This is a genomic window from Actinomadura sp. 21ATH (genome assembly GCF_041951345.1).
Taxonomy (GTDB): domain Bacteria; phylum Actinomycetota; class Actinomycetes; order Streptosporangiales; family Streptosporangiaceae; genus Spirillospora.
Genome location: NZ_JBGNUR010000013.1, coordinates 99300 through 120578, shown reverse-complemented (window position 1 = coordinate 120578; position 21279 = coordinate 99300). Strand labels below are relative to the sequence as shown.

The 21279-nt window shown below is 73.0% G+C and carries 25 protein-coding genes; 13 read left to right on the top strand and 12 right to left on the bottom strand.

Annotated elements, in window-relative coordinates:
- Positions 1 to 66 precede the first annotated feature (66 nt).
- Entirely contained in the window at positions 67 to 420 is a 354-nt protein-coding gene (locus tag ACA361_RS30540; protein ID WP_375017681.1) for a hypothetical protein, read from the bottom strand.
- A gap of 109 nt (positions 421 to 529) precedes the next feature.
- On the opposite strand from ACA361_RS30540, the gene ACA361_RS30535 reads away from it, so the two are divergent.
- Together ACA361_RS30535 and ACA361_RS30530 are read left to right on the top strand one after the other, a co-directional pair.
- Positions 530 to 664: a hypothetical protein gene (locus ACA361_RS30535; protein WP_375017679.1), complete on the top strand. Its 135-nt coding sequence runs from the start codon at positions 530 to 532 to the stop codon at positions 662 to 664.
- A gap of 87 nt (positions 665 to 751) precedes the next feature.
- Complete coding sequence (locus ACA361_RS30530; RefSeq protein WP_375017677.1) at positions 752 to 1570, top strand: IPT/TIG domain-containing protein; 819 nt, start codon at positions 752 to 754, stop codon at positions 1568 to 1570.
- Positions 1571 to 1601: 31 nt separating this feature from the next.
- Here the strand turns inward: ACA361_RS30530 and ACA361_RS30525 are convergent, their stop codons facing one another.
- On the bottom strand, positions 1602 to 3071 hold the full coding sequence (locus ACA361_RS30525; protein ID WP_375017676.1) for a hypothetical protein: 1470 nt from the start codon (positions 3069 to 3071) through the stop codon (positions 1602 to 1604).
- A gap of 247 nt (positions 3072 to 3318) precedes the next feature.
- Between ACA361_RS30525 and ACA361_RS30520 the strand changes: the two genes are divergently transcribed.
- Positions 3319 to 4050 carry a hypothetical protein gene (locus ACA361_RS30520; protein ID WP_375017674.1) on the top strand — a complete coding sequence of 244 codons (732 nt, stop codon included), beginning with the start codon at positions 3319 to 3321 and terminating at the stop codon, positions 4048 to 4050.
- A gap of 679 nt (positions 4051 to 4729) precedes the next feature.
- Here the strand turns inward: ACA361_RS30520 and ACA361_RS30515 are convergent.
- A complete protein-coding gene (locus ACA361_RS30515) occupies positions 4730 to 5680 on the bottom strand; it encodes a helix-turn-helix transcriptional regulator (RefSeq protein WP_375017672.1) in 951 nt (316 codons plus the stop codon).
- 61 nt (positions 5681 to 5741) lie between these two features.
- Here ACA361_RS30515 and ACA361_RS30510 point away from each other — a divergent pair, with 61 nt between their 5' ends.
- A complete protein-coding gene (locus ACA361_RS30510; RefSeq protein ID WP_375017670.1) occupies positions 5742 to 6884 on the top strand; it encodes an epoxide hydrolase family protein in 1143 nt (380 codons plus the stop codon).
- On the opposite strand, the gene ACA361_RS30505 is transcribed toward ACA361_RS30510, so the two are convergent.
- Positions 6881 to 7777: a LysR family transcriptional regulator gene (locus ACA361_RS30505; RefSeq protein ID WP_375017668.1), complete on the bottom strand. Its 897-nt coding sequence runs from the start codon at positions 7775 to 7777 to the stop codon at positions 6881 to 6883. The genes ACA361_RS30510 and ACA361_RS30505 overlap by 4 nt on opposite strands.
- Before the next feature lie 74 nt (positions 7778 to 7851).
- Between ACA361_RS30505 and ACA361_RS30500 the strand changes: the two genes are divergently transcribed.
- A complete protein-coding gene (locus ACA361_RS30500) occupies positions 7852 to 8745 on the top strand; it encodes a DMT family transporter (RefSeq protein WP_375017666.1) in 894 nt (297 codons plus the stop codon).
- On the opposite strand, the gene ACA361_RS30495 is transcribed toward ACA361_RS30500, so the two are convergent.
- From ACA361_RS30495 to ACA361_RS30475, 5 genes are all read right to left on the bottom strand, one after another.
- Positions 8708 to 9316, bottom strand: coding sequence for a hypothetical protein (locus ACA361_RS30495; protein WP_375017664.1), 609 nt, complete (start codon positions 9314 to 9316; stop codon positions 8708 to 8710). The genes ACA361_RS30500 and ACA361_RS30495 overlap by 38 nt on opposite strands.
- 176 nt (positions 9317 to 9492) lie before the next feature.
- Positions 9493 to 9912: a histone-like nucleoid-structuring protein Lsr2 gene (locus tag ACA361_RS30490; RefSeq protein WP_375017663.1), complete on the bottom strand. Its 420-nt coding sequence runs from the start codon at positions 9910 to 9912 to the stop codon at positions 9493 to 9495.
- Positions 9913 to 10081: 169 nt separating this feature from the next.
- The gene (locus tag ACA361_RS30485) at positions 10082 to 11227 is read right to left on the bottom strand and encodes a winged helix DNA-binding domain-containing protein (RefSeq protein WP_375017662.1); all 1146 of its coding nucleotides are present in this window, start codon (positions 11225 to 11227) and stop codon (positions 10082 to 10084) included.
- Positions 11228 to 11297: 70 nt separating this feature from the next.
- Positions 11298 to 12032, bottom strand: a complete 735-nt coding sequence (locus ACA361_RS30480; protein ID WP_375017660.1) for a maleylpyruvate isomerase family mycothiol-dependent enzyme — start codon at positions 12030 to 12032, stop codon at positions 11298 to 11300.
- Positions 12033 to 12119: 87 nt separating this feature from the next.
- On the bottom strand, positions 12120 to 12620 hold the full coding sequence (locus ACA361_RS30475; protein ID WP_375017658.1) for a pyridoxamine 5'-phosphate oxidase family protein: 501 nt from the start codon (positions 12618 to 12620) through the stop codon (positions 12120 to 12122).
- Between the two features lie 129 nt (positions 12621 to 12749).
- Here ACA361_RS30475 and ACA361_RS30470 point away from each other — a divergent pair, with 129 nt between their 5' ends.
- Entirely contained in the window at positions 12750 to 13706 is a 957-nt protein-coding gene (locus ACA361_RS30470) for an alpha/beta fold hydrolase (protein WP_375017656.1), read from the top strand.
- A gap of 52 nt (positions 13707 to 13758) precedes the next feature.
- Here the strand turns inward: ACA361_RS30470 and ACA361_RS30465 are convergent, their stop codons facing one another.
- Positions 13759 to 14463, bottom strand: a complete 705-nt coding sequence (locus ACA361_RS30465; RefSeq protein WP_375017654.1) for a TetR/AcrR family transcriptional regulator — start codon at positions 14461 to 14463, stop codon at positions 13759 to 13761.
- 104 nt (positions 14464 to 14567) lie between these two features.
- Between ACA361_RS30465 and ACA361_RS30460 the strand changes: the two genes are divergently transcribed.
- Positions 14568 to 15302, top strand: coding sequence for an SDR family oxidoreductase (locus ACA361_RS30460; protein ID WP_375017652.1), 735 nt, complete (start codon positions 14568 to 14570; stop codon positions 15300 to 15302).
- Positions 15303 to 15349: 47 nt separating this feature from the next.
- The gene (locus ACA361_RS30455; RefSeq protein WP_375017650.1) at positions 15350 to 15556 is read left to right on the top strand and encodes a tautomerase family protein; all 207 of its coding nucleotides are present in this window, start codon (positions 15350 to 15352) and stop codon (positions 15554 to 15556) included.
- A 64-nt stretch (positions 15557 to 15620) separates the two neighbouring features.
- Here the strand turns inward: ACA361_RS30455 and ACA361_RS30450 are convergent, their stop codons facing one another.
- Positions 15621 to 16049 (bottom strand): ATP-binding protein, encoded by a 429-nt coding sequence (locus tag ACA361_RS30450; RefSeq protein WP_375017648.1) that lies wholly within the window; start codon positions 16047 to 16049, stop codon positions 15621 to 15623.
- A 101-nt stretch (positions 16050 to 16150) separates the two neighbouring features.
- Here ACA361_RS30450 and ACA361_RS30445 point away from each other — a divergent pair, with 101 nt between their 5' ends.
- The 5 genes from ACA361_RS30445 to ACA361_RS30425 all read left to right on the top strand — a co-directional run bounded on the left by ACA361_RS30445 (position 16151) and on the right by ACA361_RS30425 (position 19747).
- Complete coding sequence (locus ACA361_RS30445; protein ID WP_375017646.1) at positions 16151 to 16966, top strand: Scr1 family TA system antitoxin-like transcriptional regulator; 816 nt, start codon at positions 16151 to 16153, stop codon at positions 16964 to 16966.
- Entirely contained in the window at positions 16963 to 17154 is a 192-nt protein-coding gene (locus tag ACA361_RS30440) for a DUF397 domain-containing protein (protein WP_375017644.1), read from the top strand. The genes ACA361_RS30445 and ACA361_RS30440 overlap by 4 nt, the downstream gene beginning before the upstream one ends.
- Before the next feature lie 257 nt (positions 17155 to 17411).
- Positions 17412 to 18311: a hypothetical protein gene (locus tag ACA361_RS30435; protein ID WP_375017642.1), complete on the top strand. Its 900-nt coding sequence runs from the start codon at positions 17412 to 17414 to the stop codon at positions 18309 to 18311.
- A 108-nt stretch (positions 18312 to 18419) separates the two neighbouring features.
- Positions 18420 to 19046: a DUF6461 domain-containing protein gene (locus ACA361_RS30430; protein WP_375017640.1), complete on the top strand. Its 627-nt coding sequence runs from the start codon at positions 18420 to 18422 to the stop codon at positions 19044 to 19046.
- Positions 19047 to 19168: 122 nt separating this feature from the next.
- Positions 19169 to 19747 carry a hypothetical protein gene (locus tag ACA361_RS30425; RefSeq protein ID WP_375017638.1) on the top strand — a complete coding sequence of 193 codons (579 nt, stop codon included), beginning with the start codon at positions 19169 to 19171 and terminating at the stop codon, positions 19745 to 19747.
- Positions 19748 to 19794: 47 nt separating this feature from the next.
- On the opposite strand, the gene ACA361_RS30420 is transcribed toward ACA361_RS30425, so the two are convergent.
- Entirely contained in the window at positions 19795 to 21237 is a 1443-nt protein-coding gene (locus tag ACA361_RS30420; RefSeq protein WP_375017897.1) for a serine/threonine-protein kinase, read from the bottom strand.
- Positions 21238 to 21279: the final 42 nt, after the last annotated feature.

The window sequence follows — 21279 nt, the reverse complement described above, 5'->3', positions numbered from 1 at the left end:
CCGCGACCGGCGCGCGTCTTCCCGCCGCGTCCCGCGTGTGGCTCAGTCCACCCGGCCGCACCCGGCTCAGCCCGTGACCAGCCGGACGATGCCGTAGACCAGCCCGCCCACCAGCAGGGCCGCCAGCAGCCCCACGACCGGGCCGGCCGTGACGCAGATCCACGACCAGATCACCCGCGTGCGGGCGCCGGCCGGGTCGCGCTCGAAGCGCTCCTCGGCCCAGGTGTAGAGGAGCGCGGCGGCGATCAGCGCCGGGAAGAACACCACCATCGCGTACAGCCCGAGGAGGAACGCGGTGATCTGCCCGCCGAGCGTGTACGTGCCGTCGGGCCCGATCCCCGGCGCGAGCCGCGGAGCGAACGCGCCGGGGACGGCCGGCACGGGGGGCACGGGCGGCGTGGACGGAGCGGCTTCGGTCATGGCGTCCTCCGGGTCTTCAGATGTGACCCGGATCATACGCTCACTCGTACGCCCGGCGAGTCTTGTGGCTGATGAACTCACCGAGCCGGTGGAACGGCCAGGATGACAGATGGCCCGCGCGTCGTCGGTAGCGCTCCAGGTCCCGGCCTTGCTGGTCGTCGCCGTCACTGGTGGTGGCCGGATTCGCGATCGTCCGATCGACGCCGATCCGATCGCGCGGGTCGACGTTCAGCTGGGGTCGTGATGAACACCCGGAGCGGGGCGTGCCGCGGAAACGCCGCCGCCGGACGGGGCGATGAACCAGATGGCCGTGCCGCGGGGGAGCGGCCGGATGAGCGATGGGGGCGTGCTGGTGGGGGACGAGTCGTCGGTCGGCACGCGGTACGCGCGGACGCGCGACATCGTCCTCATGGCCGCGTTCCTGCTGCTCCTCACCGCCGCCCTCGTGACGCTGCTCGTGCAGGCGTGGCCGCCCGCGCCGCAGATCGCCCCGGACGGCCGGCCGGAGGCGCCGGTGAAGTCGGTGACGCTCCGGCTGCTCGGATGGCGGCCCGCGGTCGGCCGCGAGGCGAGCTTCTTCGTCATCGTGATGGCGGCGGGCGCGCTCGGCGCGGTCGTCCACGCGCTGCGCTCGCTGTACTGGTACGTGGGCAACCGCGCGCTGCGCCGCAGCTGGCTGATGATGTACCTGCTGCTCCCGGTCACCGGCGCCCTGTACGGGCTGATCGTCTACCTCGTGCTGCGCGGCGGGCTGACCTCGCCGGCCGGCGGGTTCACCGAGGTCAACCCGTACGGCATGACGGCGATCGCCGCGCTGGTCGGGCTGTTCTCGCAGGAGACCGCCGAGAAGCTGCGCGCGGTGTTCCAGACGCTGCTCGCGCCCGCCAAGGCCGGCCGCGACCAGGCGCTGCCACCGCGGATCCACGCGGTCGAGCCGGCCGGCGCGCCCGTCGGCGGTGTCGTCGTCATCCGCGGCATCGGCCTCGGGTCGGCGTCGGCCGTGCGGTTCGGGACGGTGGAGGCGGCGGTCACCGACGTCACCGACGGCCGGCTCCAGACGACCGTCCCGCCGGGCGCGTCCACCGGCCGCCTCGTCGTCACCACGCCAGCCGGGTCGGCCACCAGCCCCGCCGACTTCACCGTCGCCTGAACCGGGCCGGACCCCGCGGGCCGGGCCGGGGTCAGGCCGGGTCGGGCCAGTGGTCGTGCCACTGCTCGTACGCCGCGCCCGGCAGGAACGTGGGCAGCGACCGGGGATCGGCCGGGTCGAGGACGGCGGGCCGGTCGCCGGCGTGCGAGGCGGCGAACACGGCGGAGTCGCTGTAGGTGTCGCGCTCCGGGCTGATCGGTCCCGCCACCAGCGAGGTGAAGCGGTCGCCCTCCAGGTCGCCGTCCGGGATCGCGTTGCTGATCACCAGGCTGTTGGAGACGGTGACCCAGCTGCCCAGCGCGGCGATCTGCCGCTCGGCGCCCTGCTGCTCCCAGCGGTACCGCAGGATCGGCTTGGAGAAGATCGGGACGAGCAGGTGCGACACGCCGCAGGCCAGCAGCTCGCGCTCCCAGCCGACGGACCGGCCGAGGTCCTCGCAGATCAGCACGGCGAGCCGGCCGAGGGCGGTGTCGAGCAGGGCGACGCCGGTGCCGGGGGCGATGTACTCGTCGGCGGTGCCGCTCTTCGGCGCGCCCGGCAGCCGCCACAGCGCCATCTGCCCGGCGGTGAGGGTGAAGCCGGAGAGCTTGTCCTGGACGAGCAGTTCCTCGCCCGTCCAGCGGTCCAGCAGCACGGCGCGGTTGGGCGGCGGGTCGTCCGGGCCGAGCGGGCCGCTGCCGAGCAGGATGAACCGCAGCGGGTGGCGGTGCCGGTCGCGCCCGGCGGTGTCGAACGCGACCTCCTTCCAGTGTTCGAGGAGGGAGTCCGACAGCGCGATCTCGGGCATCACCGCGACCTGCGCGCCGGCCTCGTCCAGCCGCCGGATGACCGACCGCACGCGGGTGTGCATCTTGGAGGAGTCCCGGGGGCACAGCCGGTAGACGGTCATGCCGTGCCGCTTCTCGAACTCGATCTCGATGTCGTCGAAGTTCTCCAGCATCGGCGCGCAGCCGACGCGCACCGGCTCGTCCCGGCTGAAGTGCGGGTCGTGGACGGACGGCAGCACGCGGTGCTCGACGCGGTCCCACTCCTCCGGCGGGACGCGGTGGACGCCGAAGAACTCGGCCTTGGTCCGGCGGCCGAGCGGCCGGCCCGGGAACGCGCAGCGCGGCAGCAGCGCGCCCTCGCCCTCGTCGCCGTTGAACCGGCCCTCGGTGAGGTACTGGATGAGGACGCCGCTCATGGCGGGGACGTTGTGGTACGGCCCGTACGGGTTGGCGTGCGCGAGCGCGGCGTCGAGCCCGAGCAGGATCGCGAACCGGCCGCGGTCGCCGTCCGCGGCGATGATCTCCTCGGTCATGTCGGGGTCGAGCACGCCGAGGGCCAGCACGATCTCGGAGATCTCCGCGGCGCGGCGGCGGACCCGCGCGTCGTCGTTCCACATCGTCGCCGTCCAGCCCTGGAAGACGTGGTCCGGAAGGGCGTCGTAGAGGCGGATGAAGAGATCAGCCGGCTCGGCCGGGTAGGCCGCTTGGGCAACAGCCGCCAACTGATCGGTCATAGATGTTCCCCCAGGGGGTTGACAGGGCCGGTTACGGGTAGTCGATCGATGCTAACTCTCGCGAGTTCGCGTCTTCAGTGGCATCAGATACAGATTCGGCCACGGATGTTGGAGATCCTGGGTACCGGAACGGTCACGAGCCGCTTCGGCGTGGTCCGAAATCGGACGAAGCTGTCACTTGACATTCACTTGGCATGGGCGCACTCTGGAGGGGTCCGCCCTTCCTCGACGACCTTGGGGTGAGCCGGTGAACGCGAGGGCAGAGACGCAGGCGAGGATGCCGCAGCTCGGCCGCGACCGCAGGAGTGAGGCGCGGCGGCTGATCGACGCGATGGAACACGCCAAGGAGCTGACCGAGGGGCACTTCAGCGCGCTCGGGATGCTCATCACCGATGCCTCCCTCAACGCCGACGAGCCCGCCCTCACCGAGGTGAAGGACGGGCTCCAGTGGTTGCACCGCAACTACCTCGACACCCGCTCCCTGGACGGCGACCAGCGCGAGCAGCGGGGCCGGATCCTCGGCCTGATCGACTGTGCGCACTGGGCGCTGCAGCGCCTTCCCTCCGGACTCCAGCTCTCCCTCCAGCCGGGCGGCCACGCGGCGCGCTTCCTGGCCGCCGTGGCCCGCCGCCAGGGCCTGTCGAACCAGCAGCTCGCCGCCGAGCTCGGCACCGACGAGACCGAGATCAGCCGGGTCGGCCGCCGGCTGCTGTCGGCGGGCGTGGTGTGGAAGCGCAAGGAGTGGCGCCACAACGCGTGGGACATCACCCCCCGCGGCCTCCAGTACGCCGAGAACGCCGGCCTGCTGAAGGAGCCGGCGGAGAGCGCCGAGAGCAAGGACGGCAGGGAGAGCAGGGAGAGCGACGAGCCCGTCTCGGCGCGGTCGCGCGGCACCGACCTCGTGGACGGCGCCCCCCGCCGCCCGGACGACCCCGACGCCCCCCGCCGTACCGGGGAGCGCGGCCGTTCGCAGGGCTGAAGCGTCCCGCCCGGGCCCCGGTCGAGCACCGGGTCCCGGACTCCGGGATCCGACACGTGAATCTCCCGGTAGGCGTCCGGTGCGCTCTCCGGGTGGTGGCGTACGACCTCGTCGTAGAACCAGTCGGACGCGATGAGCGCCAAGGGACCGGCGGACTCGCGCAGGGCCTCCTTGAGGGGCGCCGCGTCCAGCAGGCGGGCCGCCAGGTTGATGGCGGTGCCGGCGACGCCGTGCTCGTCGTGGTGCACCTCTCCCGCGTGCAGCGCCGCGCGCAGCTCGATCCGCGCCGCCTCGGACGCCTTCGCGTTGCAGGACTCCAGCGCGGCGGCCAGCTGGAGCGGCAGCGTCACCGCGAGCCGCTCCTTGGGCACGTCCGCGGGCACCAGGATGAGGACGCCGTCGCCGCGGTCCTCCGTGCGGCAGTCCTCCCAGCGCACGCCGGACCGCGCGAGCGCGCGCCGCAGCGCCCGGTAGAGGCCCTCGCGCACCGCGATCTGGTCGCGGTTGGTGCGCCGCCGGTCGCCGAAGCCCGCCACGTCCACGTACACGATCGCCCAGTGCATGGCGGGCGCCACTTCTCGCACAGCCAACCCCCGGTTGGTCGCAGTACCGTGCAGATGCATGAGCCGATGCACGTGCATTTTCGAGATGGTAGCGCGCCGCCACCCTCCGCGCCCCCTTATGGCGTGAAAGGGCCAGAGGCGCGGGAGGCGAGGGTCTCCAGGGCGGCCAGGAGCTCGGGCGGCCCCGTGACGTGGAAGCCGGCGTCGAGCATCAGGATGTGCAGGGCGAGCTGCATGGGGGTGTCGCCGCCCGCGTGGACGAGGCAGGTGCGCTCGTCCACGGGCTCGACCAGGATCGCGGCGGGGACGCGGGCGGCGATCGTCTCGGCGGGGGCGTGGACGGTCACCTTCGCCTTGTAGCGGGACAGCGCGATGTCGACGCCGCGCGGGACGAGATCGGCCGGCGGGTCCTCGCGCGGGGAGAAGCGCGGGCCGTGCGGGACGCGCGGTTCCATCCGGTCTGCGCGGAAGGTGCGCCAGCCGCCGCGCGCGACGTCCCAGGCGAGCAGGTACCAGCGCCGCCCCATGCTGACCAGGCGGTACGGCTCGACGTCGCGGGCGAGGGCCGTGCCGTCGTGCGCGCGGTAGTCGAAGCGCAGGCGGTGGCGGTCGCGGCAGGCGGCGGCGATGGTGGTGAGGACCTCGGCCGGTACGGACGGCGTGGGGGCGCCTGTAGGCAGCGGGGTCGTGTACTCGTGCAGCGCGTTCACGCGTTCGCGCAGCCGTGACGGGAGGACCTGCTCCAGCTTGGCCAGCGCCCGTACGGAGGTCTCCTCGATCCCCGCGACCGTGCCCGCCGCGGCGGTGCGCAGGCCGATCGCGACCGCCACGGCCTCGTCGTCGTCCAGCAGCAGCGGCGGCAGGGCGGCGCCCGCGCCCAGGCGGTAGCCGCCGTGCACGCCGGGGGCGGCGTGGACGGGATAGCCGAGGTCGCGGAGCTTGCCGATGTCGTTGCGCAGGGTGCGGGGGCTGACCTCCAGGCGTTCGGCGAGCTGCGCGCCCGTCCAGCCGGGACGCGCCTGCAACAGCGACAGCAGGCGGAGGAGTCGTGCCGAGGCTTCCAGCATGGGATCGATTGTCCGGCAATCGCGGCAGGGATCCTGCCGCATTTCTTCCTACGGTCGGGACATGAGCGAAAACGAGATCCGCCCGTTCCGCATCGATGTCCCGCAGGCCGACCTGGACGATCTGCGCGAGCGCCTGGCCCGCACGCGGCTCCCGGCAGAGGTGCCCGGCAGCGGCGGGAACCGGGGCCTCCCCGCGGGCGACCTGCGCGCGCTGGTCGACCACTGGGCCACCGCGTACGACTGGCGCGAGCACGAGGCCAGGATCAACGCCCACCCGCAGTACGTGACCGAGATCGACGGGCAGGACGTCCACTTCCTGCACGTCCGCTCGCCCGAGCCGGACGCGACGCCGCTCGTCCTCACGCACGGCTGGCCGGGCTCGGTCGTGGAGTTCCTCGACGTCATCGGCCCGCTCACCGACCCGCGCGCGCACGGCGGGGACCCCGCCGACGCGTTCCACCTGGTCGTCCCGTCACTGCCCGGCTACGGCTTCTCCGCGCCGCTCCGGGAGGACGGCTGGGGCCTGCGCCGCATCGCGAAGGCGTGGGCGGCGCTGATGGCCCGCCTGGGGTACGACCGGTACGGCGCGCAGGGAGGCGACTGGGGCTCGGGCGTGTCCCGGGAGCTGGCCAAGATCGATTCGCATCACCTCCTGGGCGTCCACGTCAACTACCTCCTCACGTTCCCGTCCGGGCGGGAGGGCGAGCTGGACGGCCTCACCGAGCCCGACCGGGAGCGGCTCGCCGGGCTGGAGCGCTTCCAGGGAGACCTGGGCGGCTACATGGCGATCCAGGGGACGCGGCCGCGGACGCTCGCGTACGGGCTGGCGGACTCGCCGGCGGGGCAGCTGGCCTGGATCGCGGAGAAGTTCGCCGAATGGACCGAGAACGGCGTGGACCGCGACGCCTTGCTGACCAACGTCACCCTCTACTGGCTGACCAACACGGCGGCCTCCTCCGCGCAGCTGTACTACGAGTTCGCGCACGCGGGCTGGAGCGTGCCGGAGGCGTCGACCGTACCCATGGGGGTCGCCGTGTTCCCGCACGACATCGCCCTGCCCGTCCGCGCCCTCGCGGAACGCGACGAGAAGATCGTCCACTGGACGGAGTTCGAGCACGGCGGGCACTTCGCCGCGCTGGAACGGCCGGACCTGCTCGTCGGCGACGTCCGCGCGTTCTTCCGCTCCCTGCGCGACGGGCGCTAGGGGACGGAGCGGCGCAGCGCGTCCAGGCCGTGCGCGATGGCGGGCTGCCGGTCGCTGCCCCGGCGGACGCAGGTGATGATCCGCCGGGACGGGACCGGCTCCCCGCGCAGCGGCACCCGGACGGCCCGGTGCTCGGGCGGCAGCGGCGCGAGCCGGGGGACCAGCCCGACCCCGAACCCGGCCGCCACCAGCGCGGCGACCGCGAACCACTCGTTGGCGTGGTGGACGATCCGCGGCGTGAACCCCGCGGCGGCGCAGGCGGTGAGCATCAGGTGGTGCTGGTCGCCGCGGTCGGGGGAGCCGATCCAGGGCTCCCGCGCCGCGTCCGCCAGCACCGGCCGCGCCCGCTCCGCCAGCGGGTGCCCGGGCGGGACGAGCAGGTCCTGCGGCTCGTCCAGCAGGGGCCGCTGCTCGAAGCGCGGGTCGTCGGACGGCGGGCCGCCCGCGGTCGGGATGAGCACGGCGATGTCCAGCCGTCCCGCCAGCAGCAGCGGGAACGCGTCCTCGCTCTCGGTCTCGCTCATCCGCACCGCCAGCCGCGGATGCTCCCGGCCGAGCAGGACGGCCGCCGGGGTGACGATCGCGGCCAGGGCGCTCGACACCGAGCCGAACCGCACCTGCCCGGCGGCGCCCTCCCGGTGGGCCGCCAGGTCGGCCTGGGCGCGTTCCCACTGGGCGAAGAGGACGTCGGCGTGGTCGAGGACGGTGTGCGCGGCGGGCGTGAGCCGCACGCGCCGTCCCTGGGCCTCCAGGAGCGTCACGCCCAGCTCGCGCGCCAGGAGGCGGAGCTGCTGGGAGACCGTCGAGGGCGTGAGGTGCAGCATCTCCGCCGTGGCGGTGACCGTGCCCTGCTCCTTGAGGACGCGCAGCGCCTGCAGCCGAGGGTCGATCATGCGGCTATTCAACACGATCCGATGAGAGATCTTTCGATGGACCCGCACGGTGGGTTCTTCGCAGACTCGGAACCATGTCCCGTGTCGCACTCGTACCGGCGCCCGTCCTGGTCCTGGGAAGCGTCGTGTCGGTCCAGACTGGCCAGGCGCTCGGCAAGCAGCTGTTCGGCGAGGCCGGCCCGCTGGGCGTCGTGACGCTCCGGCTGGTGTTCGCCGCCGCGTTCCTGCTGCTTCTCTGGCGGCCCTCGCTGCCCGGCCGGGAGGCGCTTCCGCTCATCGCCGCGCTGGGAACGGCCATCGCGGGGATGCAGTTCATCTATCCGGCGATGGCCCTGCTCCCGATCGGGATCGCCTCCACCGTGCAGTTCCTGGGGCCGCTCGTCCTGGCCCTGGCCGGTTCGCGGCGGCCGGCCGACCTGCTCTGGGCGGGCCTGGGGGGACTCGGCGTCGTGCTCATCTACCGTCCCGGCGGCGAGGTCCCCTCCCTCGCGGGGCTGGCGTTCGCGCTGGCCTCGGGCGGGTTCATGGCGGCCTACCTGGTGCTGAACAAGCGCGCGGGCGCGCGCGCCGGCGACGGCTCGGTCCTCACCTGGGCGGTCGTCTTCGCCGCGGCGCTCACGCTCCCGCTCGGGCCGCTGTCCGCCGGGACGGACCTGCTCCGCCCCGGCCTCCTGCTCGCGGGAGCGGGCGCGGCCCTGGTCTCCGCCGCCGTCCCGTGGTCGCTCGACCTGGCCGCCCTCCGCCGCCTCCCCGAACGCGTCCTCGCCGTGATGGTGAGCCTGGAACCGGCCGCCGGAGCCGCCGCGGGCCTCGTCCTGCTGGCGGAGGAACTGGCGCCGCCGCAGTGGGCGGCGATCGCGTGCGTGAGCGTCGCGTCCGCAGGGGTCGTCGCCACCGCCGCCCGCGACGGCGGCGGCGACCCCCCCGGCGTCAGCCCTGCGGCGGCGGAGCCAGATCGACGTGCCTGACCTGGTACCCGCCGCGCGTGACGGGGGCGAACGCCGCCGGGGCCTGGCAGGTGCCGACCCTGCCTTCGACCCACTCGCCCTGCTCGTTCTGGTCGGCGTTCCCGATCGACCACGAGAAGCCGACCCGGTCGCGTCCCTTGGGGCCGTCCTGGACGCTGAACCCGAGCCGCTTGCCGACCCAGTCCTTCACGACGTCGTCGGCCCGCACGACCTTCGCCGTCAGCGCCGCGTTCCCCGGGCTCGTCGTCATGCAGTCCACGACGGCCTCGAACCGTACGGTCACCTTGTCCTTCGCCACGTAGTGCGACACCTTCACCGTTCCGGTCGCGTCCGAGGGCAGCCCCTCGGGGAGGCCGGGCAGCGGGCGCGAGTACGGCTCGGCGCGCGCGTCGAAGGTGAAGTTGCGGACGTCCTCGTCAGGCGCGAACGTCAGCCGGAAGTCGGCCGACCCCCGCACGCTCGCGATCTCGGGCCCGGCCGGCCGTTCCTGCGGCAGCGCGTACGCGGCGGTGCCCATCCCGGCCACCGACGCGAACGCGAGCGCCGCGGCCACGATCGTCAGCTTGCGCATGTCGTACCCCTTGGGAGTCGCTCCGGGCCGCTCTGACCCGGGCGATCCGATCCTCCGGCCCGGCGCCGCCCCGGGGACTCCCCCGCGGAGGCGGGACGGATCCCCCGCAGGGAGGAAAAGCGGACGGGCGGCACGGAAGCCCCGTGCCGCCCGTCCGGGCCCCTGCTCTCCGGCCCCTACTCCTCGCTCCCCGGCTCCTCGGAACCGGTCTCCGGCTTGGCGTTGGGGTCGGCGTCGGGGTGCGCCGCGATGAACGCCGCGTACACCTCGTCGGCGATGACGCCCTTGGCCGACACCTCGACGTCGTTGGCGCGGGCCCACTCCCGCACGTCGGTGTTGGTGTAGCCCTTCACCTTCGCCGGGGCGGCCGCCTTGCGTCCCCGTCCGGCGGCCTTCACCTCGCGCGCCTTCTCCACGAACTGCTCGATCGTGTCGATCGCGTCCCGAAGGCGCTTGTCGTTCGCGTCGCTCAGGTCGATCGTGAACTTCCGTCCCAGGACGTCGAAGTCACGCTTGGCGACGTCGCTCTCCTCGGTGCCGTCCATGTCGTCAACGAGGATGACCTTCTCGGCCATGTGGTCCTTTCCGCTAGCCACCGTGAGCATCAAGACGCTAGCGGATTCCGGCAGGTAGTCAGGCCGGACGCGCCCGGATTCACCCCTCGGCGAGCAGTCCCCGGACGAGCGCGCGCAGGCCCTCGGCGTAGGCGTCGCGCGGTCGGCTCGGGACGACCGACGGGACCTCGCCCCGGCACGGAGAGACCGGTCACCCGGGCAGGACGCGCGTAGCGGCGCCGCCGGGAAGCCTGGCCCACCAGTGGTGGTAGCGCCGGTAGACCTGCGGCTCCCGGCCCGCCAGGAAGCGCAGCAGGGAACGGGCCTCCGCCGCGAGCCCCTCCCAGGCGTCCTCGGGGAGGGGACGGAAGGCGGTGGCCTCGATCCCCTCCCCGGCCGCCCGCCACACCCCGGCGACCCGCCCGTCCACCAGCAGCACCGGCAGCACGTCGCCGTTCCTGCGGATCACGAGCGGCCGGTACTCGGGCGGGATGACATGGTCGCGGTCGGCGTGGGACAGCAGCACGCCGTCCCACATCGCCATCAGCCGCGGCGGCGCCGGGGTGTCCTCCGGCGGCCGCGGCGCCCCGGGCAGGTCGTACAGCACCGCCCCGCCGGGCCCTTCCAGCCGCTCCACGCCGTCGCCCATGGCCCGCAGGGCCTTCCTGACCCGGGTCTGCGGCACGGTCGCGAACCGCGCGACGTCCGCCACCGTCCCCGGCCCGAACCCCTCCAGGTAGCGGCGCACCAGCACCCGCAGCGCCGCGTCCGCGGCGTCCGGCTCGTCCAGGACCGGCCGCGCGCCCGCCGCCGCGAACGACTGCCGTGCCCCGAACGACCACGGCCCCCCGGCGGGCGCGTGCAGCAGCGGCGCGTACTGCCGCAGCAGCCGCCACGCCGTGCCGTCCACCGGCGCCCCCAGCCGCTCGCCGAGCCGGTCCCGGATCTCCTCGCCGGTCCGCGGCCGCGCGGCGTACTCCAGCAGGTCCGGAAGCAGCGCCTGGACGTCTTCGACACTCAGCCCCGAGACGGCGAACCGCCGGTCCCCGAGCCGGGAGGCCCGCAGCGTGGGCTCCATGGCCTCCCGGAACGCCCGGTAGTCGTCGCCGTGGACGGCATGCAGGGTGACCCGCATCAGCGTCGTCCGGACCACCCGGCCCCCGGCGAACGCGGCGTCCAGCCCGGCCGGGTCGAACCCGTCGACCCGGTTCCACAGGGCGATGTACGGCGAGGCCGGCTCCTGCGCCTGCAACGCCACCACCCGCCGCACCGCGTCCGCGACCCCGAGCGCCTCCCGCCCGAGCAGCAGCTGCCGCCCCAGAACCGCTCGGTTGAGCCCCCGCCCAGTGATCTTCACCCGCAAACCGTAACGGCTGCGCTCACGTACGGGCGGGTGCGGATCGTCAGGGTCCGGCCCGCCGTGGACGTCAGAGGGCGTAGTTGCGGAGGTGGCGCAGGGCGGTCGCGGCGTGCGGGCCCTCGGTGCGGAGGGACGACTTCTCGGCGGGGAGGCGGCGGGCGCCGACGCGGCAGAACTCGGCGGCCGGTCCGCTGATGACCGACCCGGCCGCCGGGTCGCCGAACGTCCACAGGTCGCCGTCCGGGCCGGTCAGCTCGCAGCGCACGGGCCCGGCCCGCTCGCCGGCGCCCGCCAGCGCGTACGGCAGGGTGCGGTGGGCGAGCCAGGCGATGTGCCGCAGCCGCGCGGTGTCGGGGTAGGGGAGGCCCAGCGGGACGGTGATGTCGAGCGCGTGCGCCCAGTGCTCGGCGATCCGCGTCGTGGCGAGCGTGCGGGGCGACAGGGACGAGGCGACCCACGGCAGGCGGGTGCCGGGCGGGGCCGCGCGGATGGCGTCCAGCGTCCCGCGCGCCGAGGTCCGCCAGCGGGCGAGCAGTTCCCCGGGGGAGGCGCCGCGCTGGGCGGCGACGAGGCGGTCCGCGGCCTCGTCCACCGTGAGGCCGTCGTCGCGGGCGAGCGCCGCGCTCTCGCCGTGGGCCGAGGCGATGGCGAGTTCGTTGGTCTGCGCCAGGTGGATCACCACGTCGGCGACCGACCAGCCCTCCGCCGCCGACGGCGCTTCCCAGTCCGCGGCGTCCAGTCCCGCCAGGACCCCGCCGAGGTGCTCGAACTCCGCCGCCAGATCGTCGAAGACGTCGCCCATGACCCGACCGTACAGAATCTGATTCGGTACGGCCAGGGTCAGCGCGCGGGGAGCGGCGGGCGGCCGCCGCTCCCCGCGGACCGGCGGTCAGGCCAGCCAGCGGCCGTCGCGCATCAGGTCCCGCCCGGCCAGCTCGTTCTCCTCGCGCCACGCCTGGACGCGGCGCGGCCGCACCCGGAACCACCGGTACGGCGAGTCCGCCGCGCGCGGGTCGAAGCCGGTCCGCGCGGCGAACCGGCCGGCCCGTTCCGGCGGCAGCGCGCCGATCTCCAGCACCTCCACCGTGCCGTCGATCATGGCCACGTCGCGGGTGTGGCCGAGGGCCAGCCGGACGGTGCCGGAGGCGGCCAGGTTCCGGCCGGTCGGGCTCGCCGCCGGGGTCGCGAGCAGCAGCGCCTCGCCGTCCCAGTCGAACGACAGCGGCACCAGGTACGGCGCGCCGCCGGCCGAGGCGCTGGCCACCCACACGTCGACGTCGTGGGCGAGCCGGTGCTCGAAGTCGCGGCGGCGCTCGGCGCGCGACCGCGGGGCGGCGGCGGTGGCCTCGCCCGCCCGCGTCTCGGTCCCGTCCACGGAAGGGCCGGTCATCTTCACTCCTGAGGTCGGGGGTCGGGTTCGACCCGGTTCCGTCGTCCGGCCTGATCGCCGTTCCCCCCAGTCTCTCGCGCCCGCGGGCCGGTCCTGTCTACGCTGGCGGCACGCGGAGGGAGGGGCGCCGTGCGGTACGACGACTGGGGCGAGCGGTCGCCGCGCTGGGCGGGCGTCCGCAGCGAGATGACCGACGTCCAGGGAACGCGGGTCCACTACCTGCACGCGCCGGGGCCGCCGGAGGGGCCGGTCCGGCTCCTCGTCCATCCGATGGGCGCGGCCGGGACGTGGTGGCTGGACGTCATCCCGCAGCTCGCCGCCCGCGGGACGGTCATCGCGCCGGACCTGCCCGGCACGTTCACGGGCCACACCGGCACGCCGCATCCCCGCGCGGCCAAGGCCCACGTCAACGCCCGGTTCCTGGCGGTGTTCGCCCGCACGCTCGGGCTGGAGCGGCTGGACGTCCACGGCTGGTCCCTGGGCGGCCTGGTCGCCCTGCTGTACGCGCGCCGCGCCGCCGAGGCGGAACGCCTGGTACTCGCCAACCCGACCCTGCCCGGCCCCCTCACCAGGGGAGAGGCGGCCGGCTGGCGGACGCTCGGCCGGGCCGCGCTGGCGACGGCCGTGCCGGTCCTGCGCGGCACGCTTCGCCTGTACGGCCGCAGACTCCTGGAGGCCAAGCTCGCCAAGGGCGACCCGCTGACCTCACCGGGCGGCGGGCTGGACCTGTCCGGCGGCGACCTGACGCGCGTGTCACCCGAACTGGCCGCGCTCCAGGCCGAGGAGCGCGGCGCGATGCGCTCCCGCCCCGACCGCCTGGCCGACGCCATCGTCGCCTTCGCCTCGGCCGTGGAGTCCATGTACGTCGACCGCGGCCCGGTCTTCGAGGCGATCGACGCGCTGAACATCCCCACCCTGCTCCTCTGGGGCGATCAGGACCCGCTCATCGAGCGCCCCGTGATCGACCACCTCCTCGCCCGCCGCCCCGGCTGGGAGCTGCACGTCGTCAAGGGCGCGGGCCACCTGATGCCGATGGAGCTCCCCGCCGAGTACGCCGGGGCCGTGACCCGCTGGACCGCTCGCTAGGCCGGGCCGGGTTCGAGGACACGGGGTACGCGGCAGTCCGGTGCGGACCCCGTCAGGCGGGGCCGGCGTGGGTGATGCGTTCGAGCCAGCGCAGCAGGAGGGCGGTCTCGGCCGGTTCGAGGGCGTCGGTGCCGGCGAGGGCGAGCTGCGCCCGGAGGCGCAGCGCGGCGGCGTGCAGCGGATCGGCGTCGTCCCGGGCACCGGGTTCGGTGAGCACGTGCGCGAACGCGGCGTCGCGCATGCGGTGGGACGGCGCCGGATCGTCGAACAGTTCCGGCCTGGCGATGTGGGCGAGGGCGACCCCGACGTTCGCCGCAAGGATCAGCTCGGCCGCCGCGCGCGGTTCCACTCTCAACGAGCCCGCCGCCGCGCACCGTACGAGCGTGGCCGTCAGCAGCTCGAACACGCGGTCGCGGGCCGTCGAGCGGGACCACGGCCGGGGCGTGAACATCAGCTGGTAGAGGGCCGGGTTCTCCTTCGCGAACGCCATGTGGCCGTCCCAGCCGGCGTGCAGATCGGCCACCGGGTCGCCCGTCCGCTCCTGGGCGGCCTTGAGCGCGGCGTACCGCTCGTACCCGTGGTCGGCGACGGCGTCGAGGAGGCCGCGCTTGTCGCCGAACAGCCGGTAGAGGACGGGCTGGCTCACGCCGACCGCCTCGCAGACCGCACGCGTGGCGATCTCGTGGTCGGAGGAGTCCGCCAACTGGCGCTCCGCGGCCTCGATCATCGCCGCTCTGAGCGAGTCCGTCTCTGTCACGCAACCAATGATAGCCCCCTGCGGTAGCAGCGATACAAAGCTGCTACCGTGCATGCTAACGTCGATACTCGAAACCAGTATCAGCGATACGCAACGGAGGATCCATGAGCGATCAGCGTGTGGCCATCGTCAGCGGCGGCTCCCGCGGCATCGGCCGAGCGACCGCGAAGACCCTCGCGGCACGGGGCTGCCCGGTCGTGGTCGGGTACCAGGGATCGGCGGCGGCCGCCGCGGAGGTCGTCCAGGAGGTCACGGCGGCCGGCGGCCGGGCGATCCCGGCCCGGGCGGACGTGGCGGACGAGGCCGCGGTCGCGGCGATGTTCGACGCCGCGGAGGAGGCGTTCGGCGGCGTCGACGTGGTCGTCAACGCTGCCGGGCGGATGTCGCTGTCCCCGATCGCCGACCTCGATCTCGACGACCTGGACGCCGTGCACCGCACCAACGTCCGCGGCACGTTCGTCATGGCGCGGGAGGCCGCCCGCCGCGTGCGCGACGGCGGTGCGGTCGTCACCTTCTCCACCTCGGTGGTCGGCCTCCAGTTCCCGCAGTACGGGGCGTACGCCGCCAGCAAGGGCGCCGTCGAGGCGATGACGCTCGTGCTCGCACGCGAGCTGCGCGGGCGCGACATCACGGTCAACGCGGTCGCGCCCGGCCCGACCGCCACCGACCTGTTCCTCGACGGCAAGGACGAGGCCACCATCGAACTGCTCGCCAAGCAGCCCCCGCTGGAGCGGCTCGGCACCCCCGAGGACATCGCCGAGGTCGTCGCCTTCCTGGCGAGCCCGGCCGGGCACTGGGTCAACGGCCAGGTCCTCCGCGCCAACGGCGGAATCATCTGACGAGCCCGGCGCAAGCCCCGAACCGTCCCACCGAAAAGGAGAACGACATGCCCTTCGCCAACCTCAAGGTGCCCGCGGACACCCTGACCCCGGAGTCCAAGAAGAAGCTCATCGACGCCGTCACCGACGCTTTCGCCGGCGTCTACGGGGAGCGCGCCCGCGCCACCACCCTGGTCCTGCTGGACGAGGTCCCCGACGGCGGCTGGGGTCTCGGCGGTGACATCCTCACCGCCGAGATGCTCGGCCGGAGCTGACGGAGCGGCGCCCGGCGAGCCCTCAAACAGGCGCGCACAAAAGGCCCCTGCCAAGGACGGCCGCTTATGGGTGCATTCTCGCCCACACCCACTTCCCGCCCCTGGGGTCACGGGTGTAGCCGCAGGCCGTGGAGAGGGCTTGTACGAGGGGGAGGCCCCAGCCGCCGTTGCTGTCGTACGACTCCTCCGTGACGTCGAGCGTTTCGAGGGTGAGTTCGACGATGGGTTTGGGGATCGGGAGCCGCCGGCTGGAGTCCCAGACGGCGATCACGATCCCCTCGGCGTCCCGGCTGAGCTGGAACCGGATGTCCCGGAGCGGAGTCGCCTCGGCGGCGTTGGCCAGCAGTTCCGTGACGATGAGCATCGCGTCATCGAGAAGGTGAGAATAGTCCCATTTGCTTAGCCTTTGTCCAGCCAATGTCCGGGCAAGCCCGATTGCGGCCGGACAGGCTAGCAGGGGCATGAACAGGTCGTCTGTCTTCGGTGCCAGCATTGTCGCCTCCCGGACACAGTTTCCGATTTCCTGGTCCAAGAATCGCGCGTGCGTTCTAACGTTCGCTTGTCTTCCAAAAATCGCGAAACAGTGGAGGGGCGATGCCGATCGTCCGCGATCCCCTCGATCCCAAGATCTCGTTGTGGCACTTCCTTGCCTTCTACATGCGTTTCTGGCGCGAGAAGCAGGGGTTGTCACTCACGCAATGCGGACAAATCATCCATGCTGCTCGTTCCTCTGTTTGCAACATCGAGGCAGGTAGGCAGCGGCCGAACGATGATCAGATGCGAATGCTGGACGAGAAGTATGGAACGGGCATGCTTTTCCAGCTTTTGCTCTGGTATGCCCGCATGGCCCACGACCCTGACTGGGGGCGGCAGTTCATCAGATACGAGGAGGAGGCGGACCTGGTCAAGATGTATCACGGTCAAGTCATCCCTCTCGTGTTCCAGACCGACGCCTACACCTGGACGTACGTGCAAGCGAGTGCGTTCAAGGACTTCGAGGCCACGATGGCTCGCCGGGTCGCCAGGAAGGAGTTCTCCCTGGAGCGGAAAGGCTCGGTGCTGATCTGGGCGGTGATCGACGAAGCGGTTCTGGCGCGTACGGTCGGCAGCCCGCAGATCATGGCGGAGCAACTCGAACATCTGCTGGCGATGGCCGATCTACCGCACGTCAGCCTGCGCGTGATCCCGTTCGCCTCGGGTGCCCACGTCGGAGTGGACGGCTCGCTCCAGATCCTCAGCCTCGGAGCTCGAAATGTCGCATACTCCGGGGCGCAGAACGGGGGGAGGTTGATCGAATCTCCTGGCGAGGTGCGGGAACTGTCGGTTATGTTCGACCGCATCGGAGCGAAGGCAGCCTCCGAGGACGCTTCACGTGAGATCATCAAGCAGTACTTGGAGAGGTTGGAATGAGCAAGCAGTGGCGCAAGAGTTCTCACAGCGGCGGCGCGAACGACGAGCACTGCGTCGAAGTGGGACGACTTGCGCAGGGCATGGGCGTCAGGGACTCCAAGAGTCCCGAGGCCGGACACCTGAGCTTGACGTCTGATCAGTTCGCCGAACTGGTTGCCGGGATCAAGCGGGCCTCGTACGACCGCTGAGGGCAGGAGGGGGCGCGTTCGGCCGTGGCCTGATGGTCCTCCGCTTCGGAGGGTCGCCCACGGCTGAAGCGGCGACCGTCCGGGCTCCCCCGGGTTGACTCGTGGCGTGTCTCGCGTACGCGCAGCCCGGGGACGGCGGACACGCCACGAGTCAACGTGGGGGTGGCGCGCCGGATTAGGGACGGTTGTGTAGCCGGGGGGTTGCTCTCGGGTGTGTTCGCCGTGTCGTTGGTGTTCTTGTGTGTCATCACGGGCGTATGTCACACAGTGAGGGCGATGTGCCCGAAGGGATGCTGTCCGGACCGTTCCGGGGGTCTCGTGCCCGGCGGCTGGGAATCACGGGGGCGCAGCTGGCCGGGCCGCGGTTCCGGCGGATTCATCAGGACGTGTACGCGCCGGCGAGTACGGGCGACTCGCTGGAACTGCGCTGTCATGCCGCTGAACTGGTCTTACCTGATGACGCCGTGTTCTGCGGGGCGACGGCGGCTCGCCTGTACGGGCTTCCCGTGCCGCGCCGCGACCAGGACGTCCACGTTGCGGTGCCCGCGAAACTGCCGACGGCGCCGCGCATCAAGGAGCTGCGGATTCATCAGTACACGATCCCGCCCGAGCAGACCGGTACCTACGGCGGCTGGCGGGTCGTCAAGCCCGAGCGGCTCTTCCTGGAACTCGCGCACGCTCTCGATCGCTTCGACCTGATCGCCGCCGGTGATCAGATGCTCCGGCGTGGGCACACCACGATCGACCGTCTCACCGGCTTCCTGCACGGCTGCGACCGCAGGCGCGGCGTCAAGCGGGCGCGTGATGCCGTGCCGCTGCTGGACGGCCGTGCGGACTCACCTCCCGAGAGCCGGGCACGGATCCTCCTGACCGACGCCGGCCTTCCCCGGCCCGTGGTCAACCAGGACGTGGTGAACGCGTGGGGCATATGGCTCGCACGCCCCGACCTCTCCTATCCGGAGCTGAAGATCGCGATCCAGTACGAGGGCGGCCACCATCAGTCGGACCCCGCCCAGTACGCGTACGACATCGAGCGCGACGGGCGCTTGATCGACGAAGGCTGGACCGTGATCCGCCTGGACAAGAACACCCTCTACAACCACCCCGAAATCTTCGTCGCGCGGATCCGCCGGGCGCTTGCGCGGCGTTCCGCGTAGGGGTACTCGTGGCGTGTCTCACCGTTCGGGTCCGCGGAGCAGGCAGACACGCCACGAGTCAACGTAGGGGGGCGGGGCGCTGGCGGCTTGGCGTGGGGATGGACGGGCATGGCGATGACACCTGATGCCTTGGCGGCCGTGGCGGAGTGGTCGTGGCTCGAAGGTAGGCGCCGAGCTCTGGGCGGGTTCTGGACGTTCGTCCGTGGCAGGAGCGTCGAGCAGGCGATGGCGGCGTTCGGGGCGGATCCGGCGACCGCGCGTGCGATGACGCTGGACGGGAGTGCCGACGAGTTCGCGGGCCGTGAGGACGGGCGGCGCCGGGTGCTGCCCTGGGCGCGGTTCGGCGGTTACGGAGCGTGGACGTTCGTTCTGGAGGACATGACCGACCTCGGCATGAGGGCGGTCGCGGCGCTGTCGGCCGGTACGCAGGCCGCGTACGTGTCCTGGACGCCGAAGGTCACCTACGAGGTGGCGTTCTACGAGCACGGGCGCTGCGTGACGGCGTTCGAGCCGATGATGGAGTGGAGCCTGCGGGGCGACGAGCCGGAACGGTTCGCTCAGCAGATGCGCGCACTGGGCATCATGCCCCGCCCGGACGACTGGCGTACGGGCGCCTACCCCAACGGACTCGTTCACATGCTGGCGTTCCTGACGCTCGTCGCGGGCGTCCGCATTCCCGAGGAGGTCGCGCACGGTCCGCTGCTGACCTGCGCCCTCCCGCACGACACCGCCTGAGGCGAGAGGCCGCGGGCGTCCGTGCGGCGCCTCTCGCCCTCTGGGGAGCAGGAATGCCGCGAGCCGCTGTGCCGGCCGTTGCCGCCTCGAAGCCGGGACGCTGGTCGATCTAGGGTTCGGGCATGTCGTACGAACTGCACGCCGTCGTCGGGGACTTCGATAGGCTCCGGGGCCTTTCGGCCGGGCTGCCGCGGGCCGTTGTGGTGCCGCTGCGGCAGCGTCTGGGACTGCTGCCGATGACAGGGGAGATCTTCGATGAGCTGGGCGGCGGCGGAGGGCGGCGGCGGGCGGAGGGGCCGTTCGTGCTCATGTCCCCGGCGCTCGACGCGCTGCTGGCGGAGTGGTCGCGCGGCGGCCCGGTCGCGTACGTGGAGGCGGACTTCTTCGGCGGCGACGGCGAGCAGACCGCGGCCCTGTGGGAAGGAGGGCTGCGGACCTGGGGGCCGGAGAACGCGTGGAACCCGCCGGGACGGCCCGAGACGTGGCCGATCAACGCCGCGCTGGCCCGCCTCGGTGCGGTCCGGGCGGGGCCGTTCGACCTCTTCGACACGATCGGGTTCGGGCAGGAGCGCGACATGGAGGGGTGGCGCGAGGCGGGCCTGCGCGCCTTGGACGCCGCCGACTACGACGCCTGGGAGGCGGCGCGCCGCGATGCGGCACCTCCAGGAGGTGTACGTGGAACGCGGCCACCTCACGCCTGACGAGGCCGCCGCCGAACTCCGCCGCTGGGCGCGGACGCTCTGAAGCGTCAGCCGAGGGTGAAGTCGAGGACGAGTCTGTTCGCGCTGCCTTCGCTCGGGTCGTTCCGCCTCTCAGCGGAGATCTGGGCGTACGAGATCTTCAGGGAGTCCCGGGTGATGACCTCGAGCGAGCAGCCGCTGAGAGAGGTGCACCTCGATCTGGGGTCCTCGAACACCACGGAACGGACGCCGGGCAGCCCGCGGAGCCAGGCGGCGGCCTCGTTGATCAGGCGGGTCGCGTCGCAGCCGCTGCCGGGGGCGGTGGTGGAGGCCGAGATGCTCTCGCACAGGATCACCTCCACGTCCACCCGGCCGTCGCCGGCCCTTTCGAGGTCGGTCGCCTCGCCGGGGATCGTCCCGGAGAGGAGGCTCATGTTCGCCTCGTAGCGCGCGTCCTCCCGCATCTGCAGGAGCCAGGGCGTCACCGATCCCGCGATGACGAGCACCAGGGTGGCGGCCGCGACCGCGAGGAGGACGGCCTTCCTGGGAGGCCGGCGGCGCGGCGGCCGGGACGGGAGGCCCGCCTGCGGATCGGTCGGCTGTACGGGCGGCCGCGGAACGTACTGCTTGGTGGGCGTCTGCACGGTGACCGGCGCCGGCGGCGGCCGGTCCTGGGCGAGCGCGGCGAGCTGGGCGTACAGATGGTCGGCGGTCGGGCGTCGCAGCGGGTCGCGGTGCAGCAGCGCCTTGAGGACCGGTTCGAGAGGACCGGCCTGCGCGGGCGGCGGCGGGTCCTCGGTGGCGATGGCGATGAAGACGGCCCCGGTGCTCGCGCCCTCGAACGGGGAGCGCCCCTCCACGGCCGTGTAGAGCGTCGCGCCGAGCGACCACAGGTCGGACGCGGCCGTGACCTCTTGGCCGCGCACCTGCTCGGGCGACATGTACGCGGGGGTTCCGATGACCGCGCCCGTACCGGTGAGCGTCACGTCGCCCTCGACGGCCGCGATGCCGAAGTCGGTCAGGATGACGCGGTCGTCCTCCAGCAGGACGTTGGCGGGCTTGATGTCGCGGTGCGTGATGCCCGCCCGGTGGGCCGCGCGCAGGGCGTCCAGCACCTGGAGCCCGATCCGCGCGGCCTGCTGGGGCGGCAGCGGGCCGTCGGCCTTCAGCAGCTCCTCCAGGGAACGGCCGCGCACCAGCTCCATGACGATCCAGGGACGGCCGTCCTCGCCGGGGACGCGGTCGTACACGGTGACGATCCCCGGATGCCGCAGCCGGGCGGCCGCGCGCGCCTCCCGGTCCACGCGGGCGATCCACGTCCGCCGCCCGGCGTCGTCCAGCTGCTCGGGCAGGCGCAGTTCCTTGACCGCCACGTCCCGGTCGAGCTGCTCGTCGTGCGCCCGCCAGACCGCCCCCATCCCGCCGCGCCCCAGCAGCCCGACCAGCCGGTACCGCCCCGCCAGCACCGCCCCGCCCGCGCCGTCCAACCGGCCCGGCCCTGCCTGCCCCACCGAATCCAATGACGACACCTCTCACAGGAACACTCGTGTCTG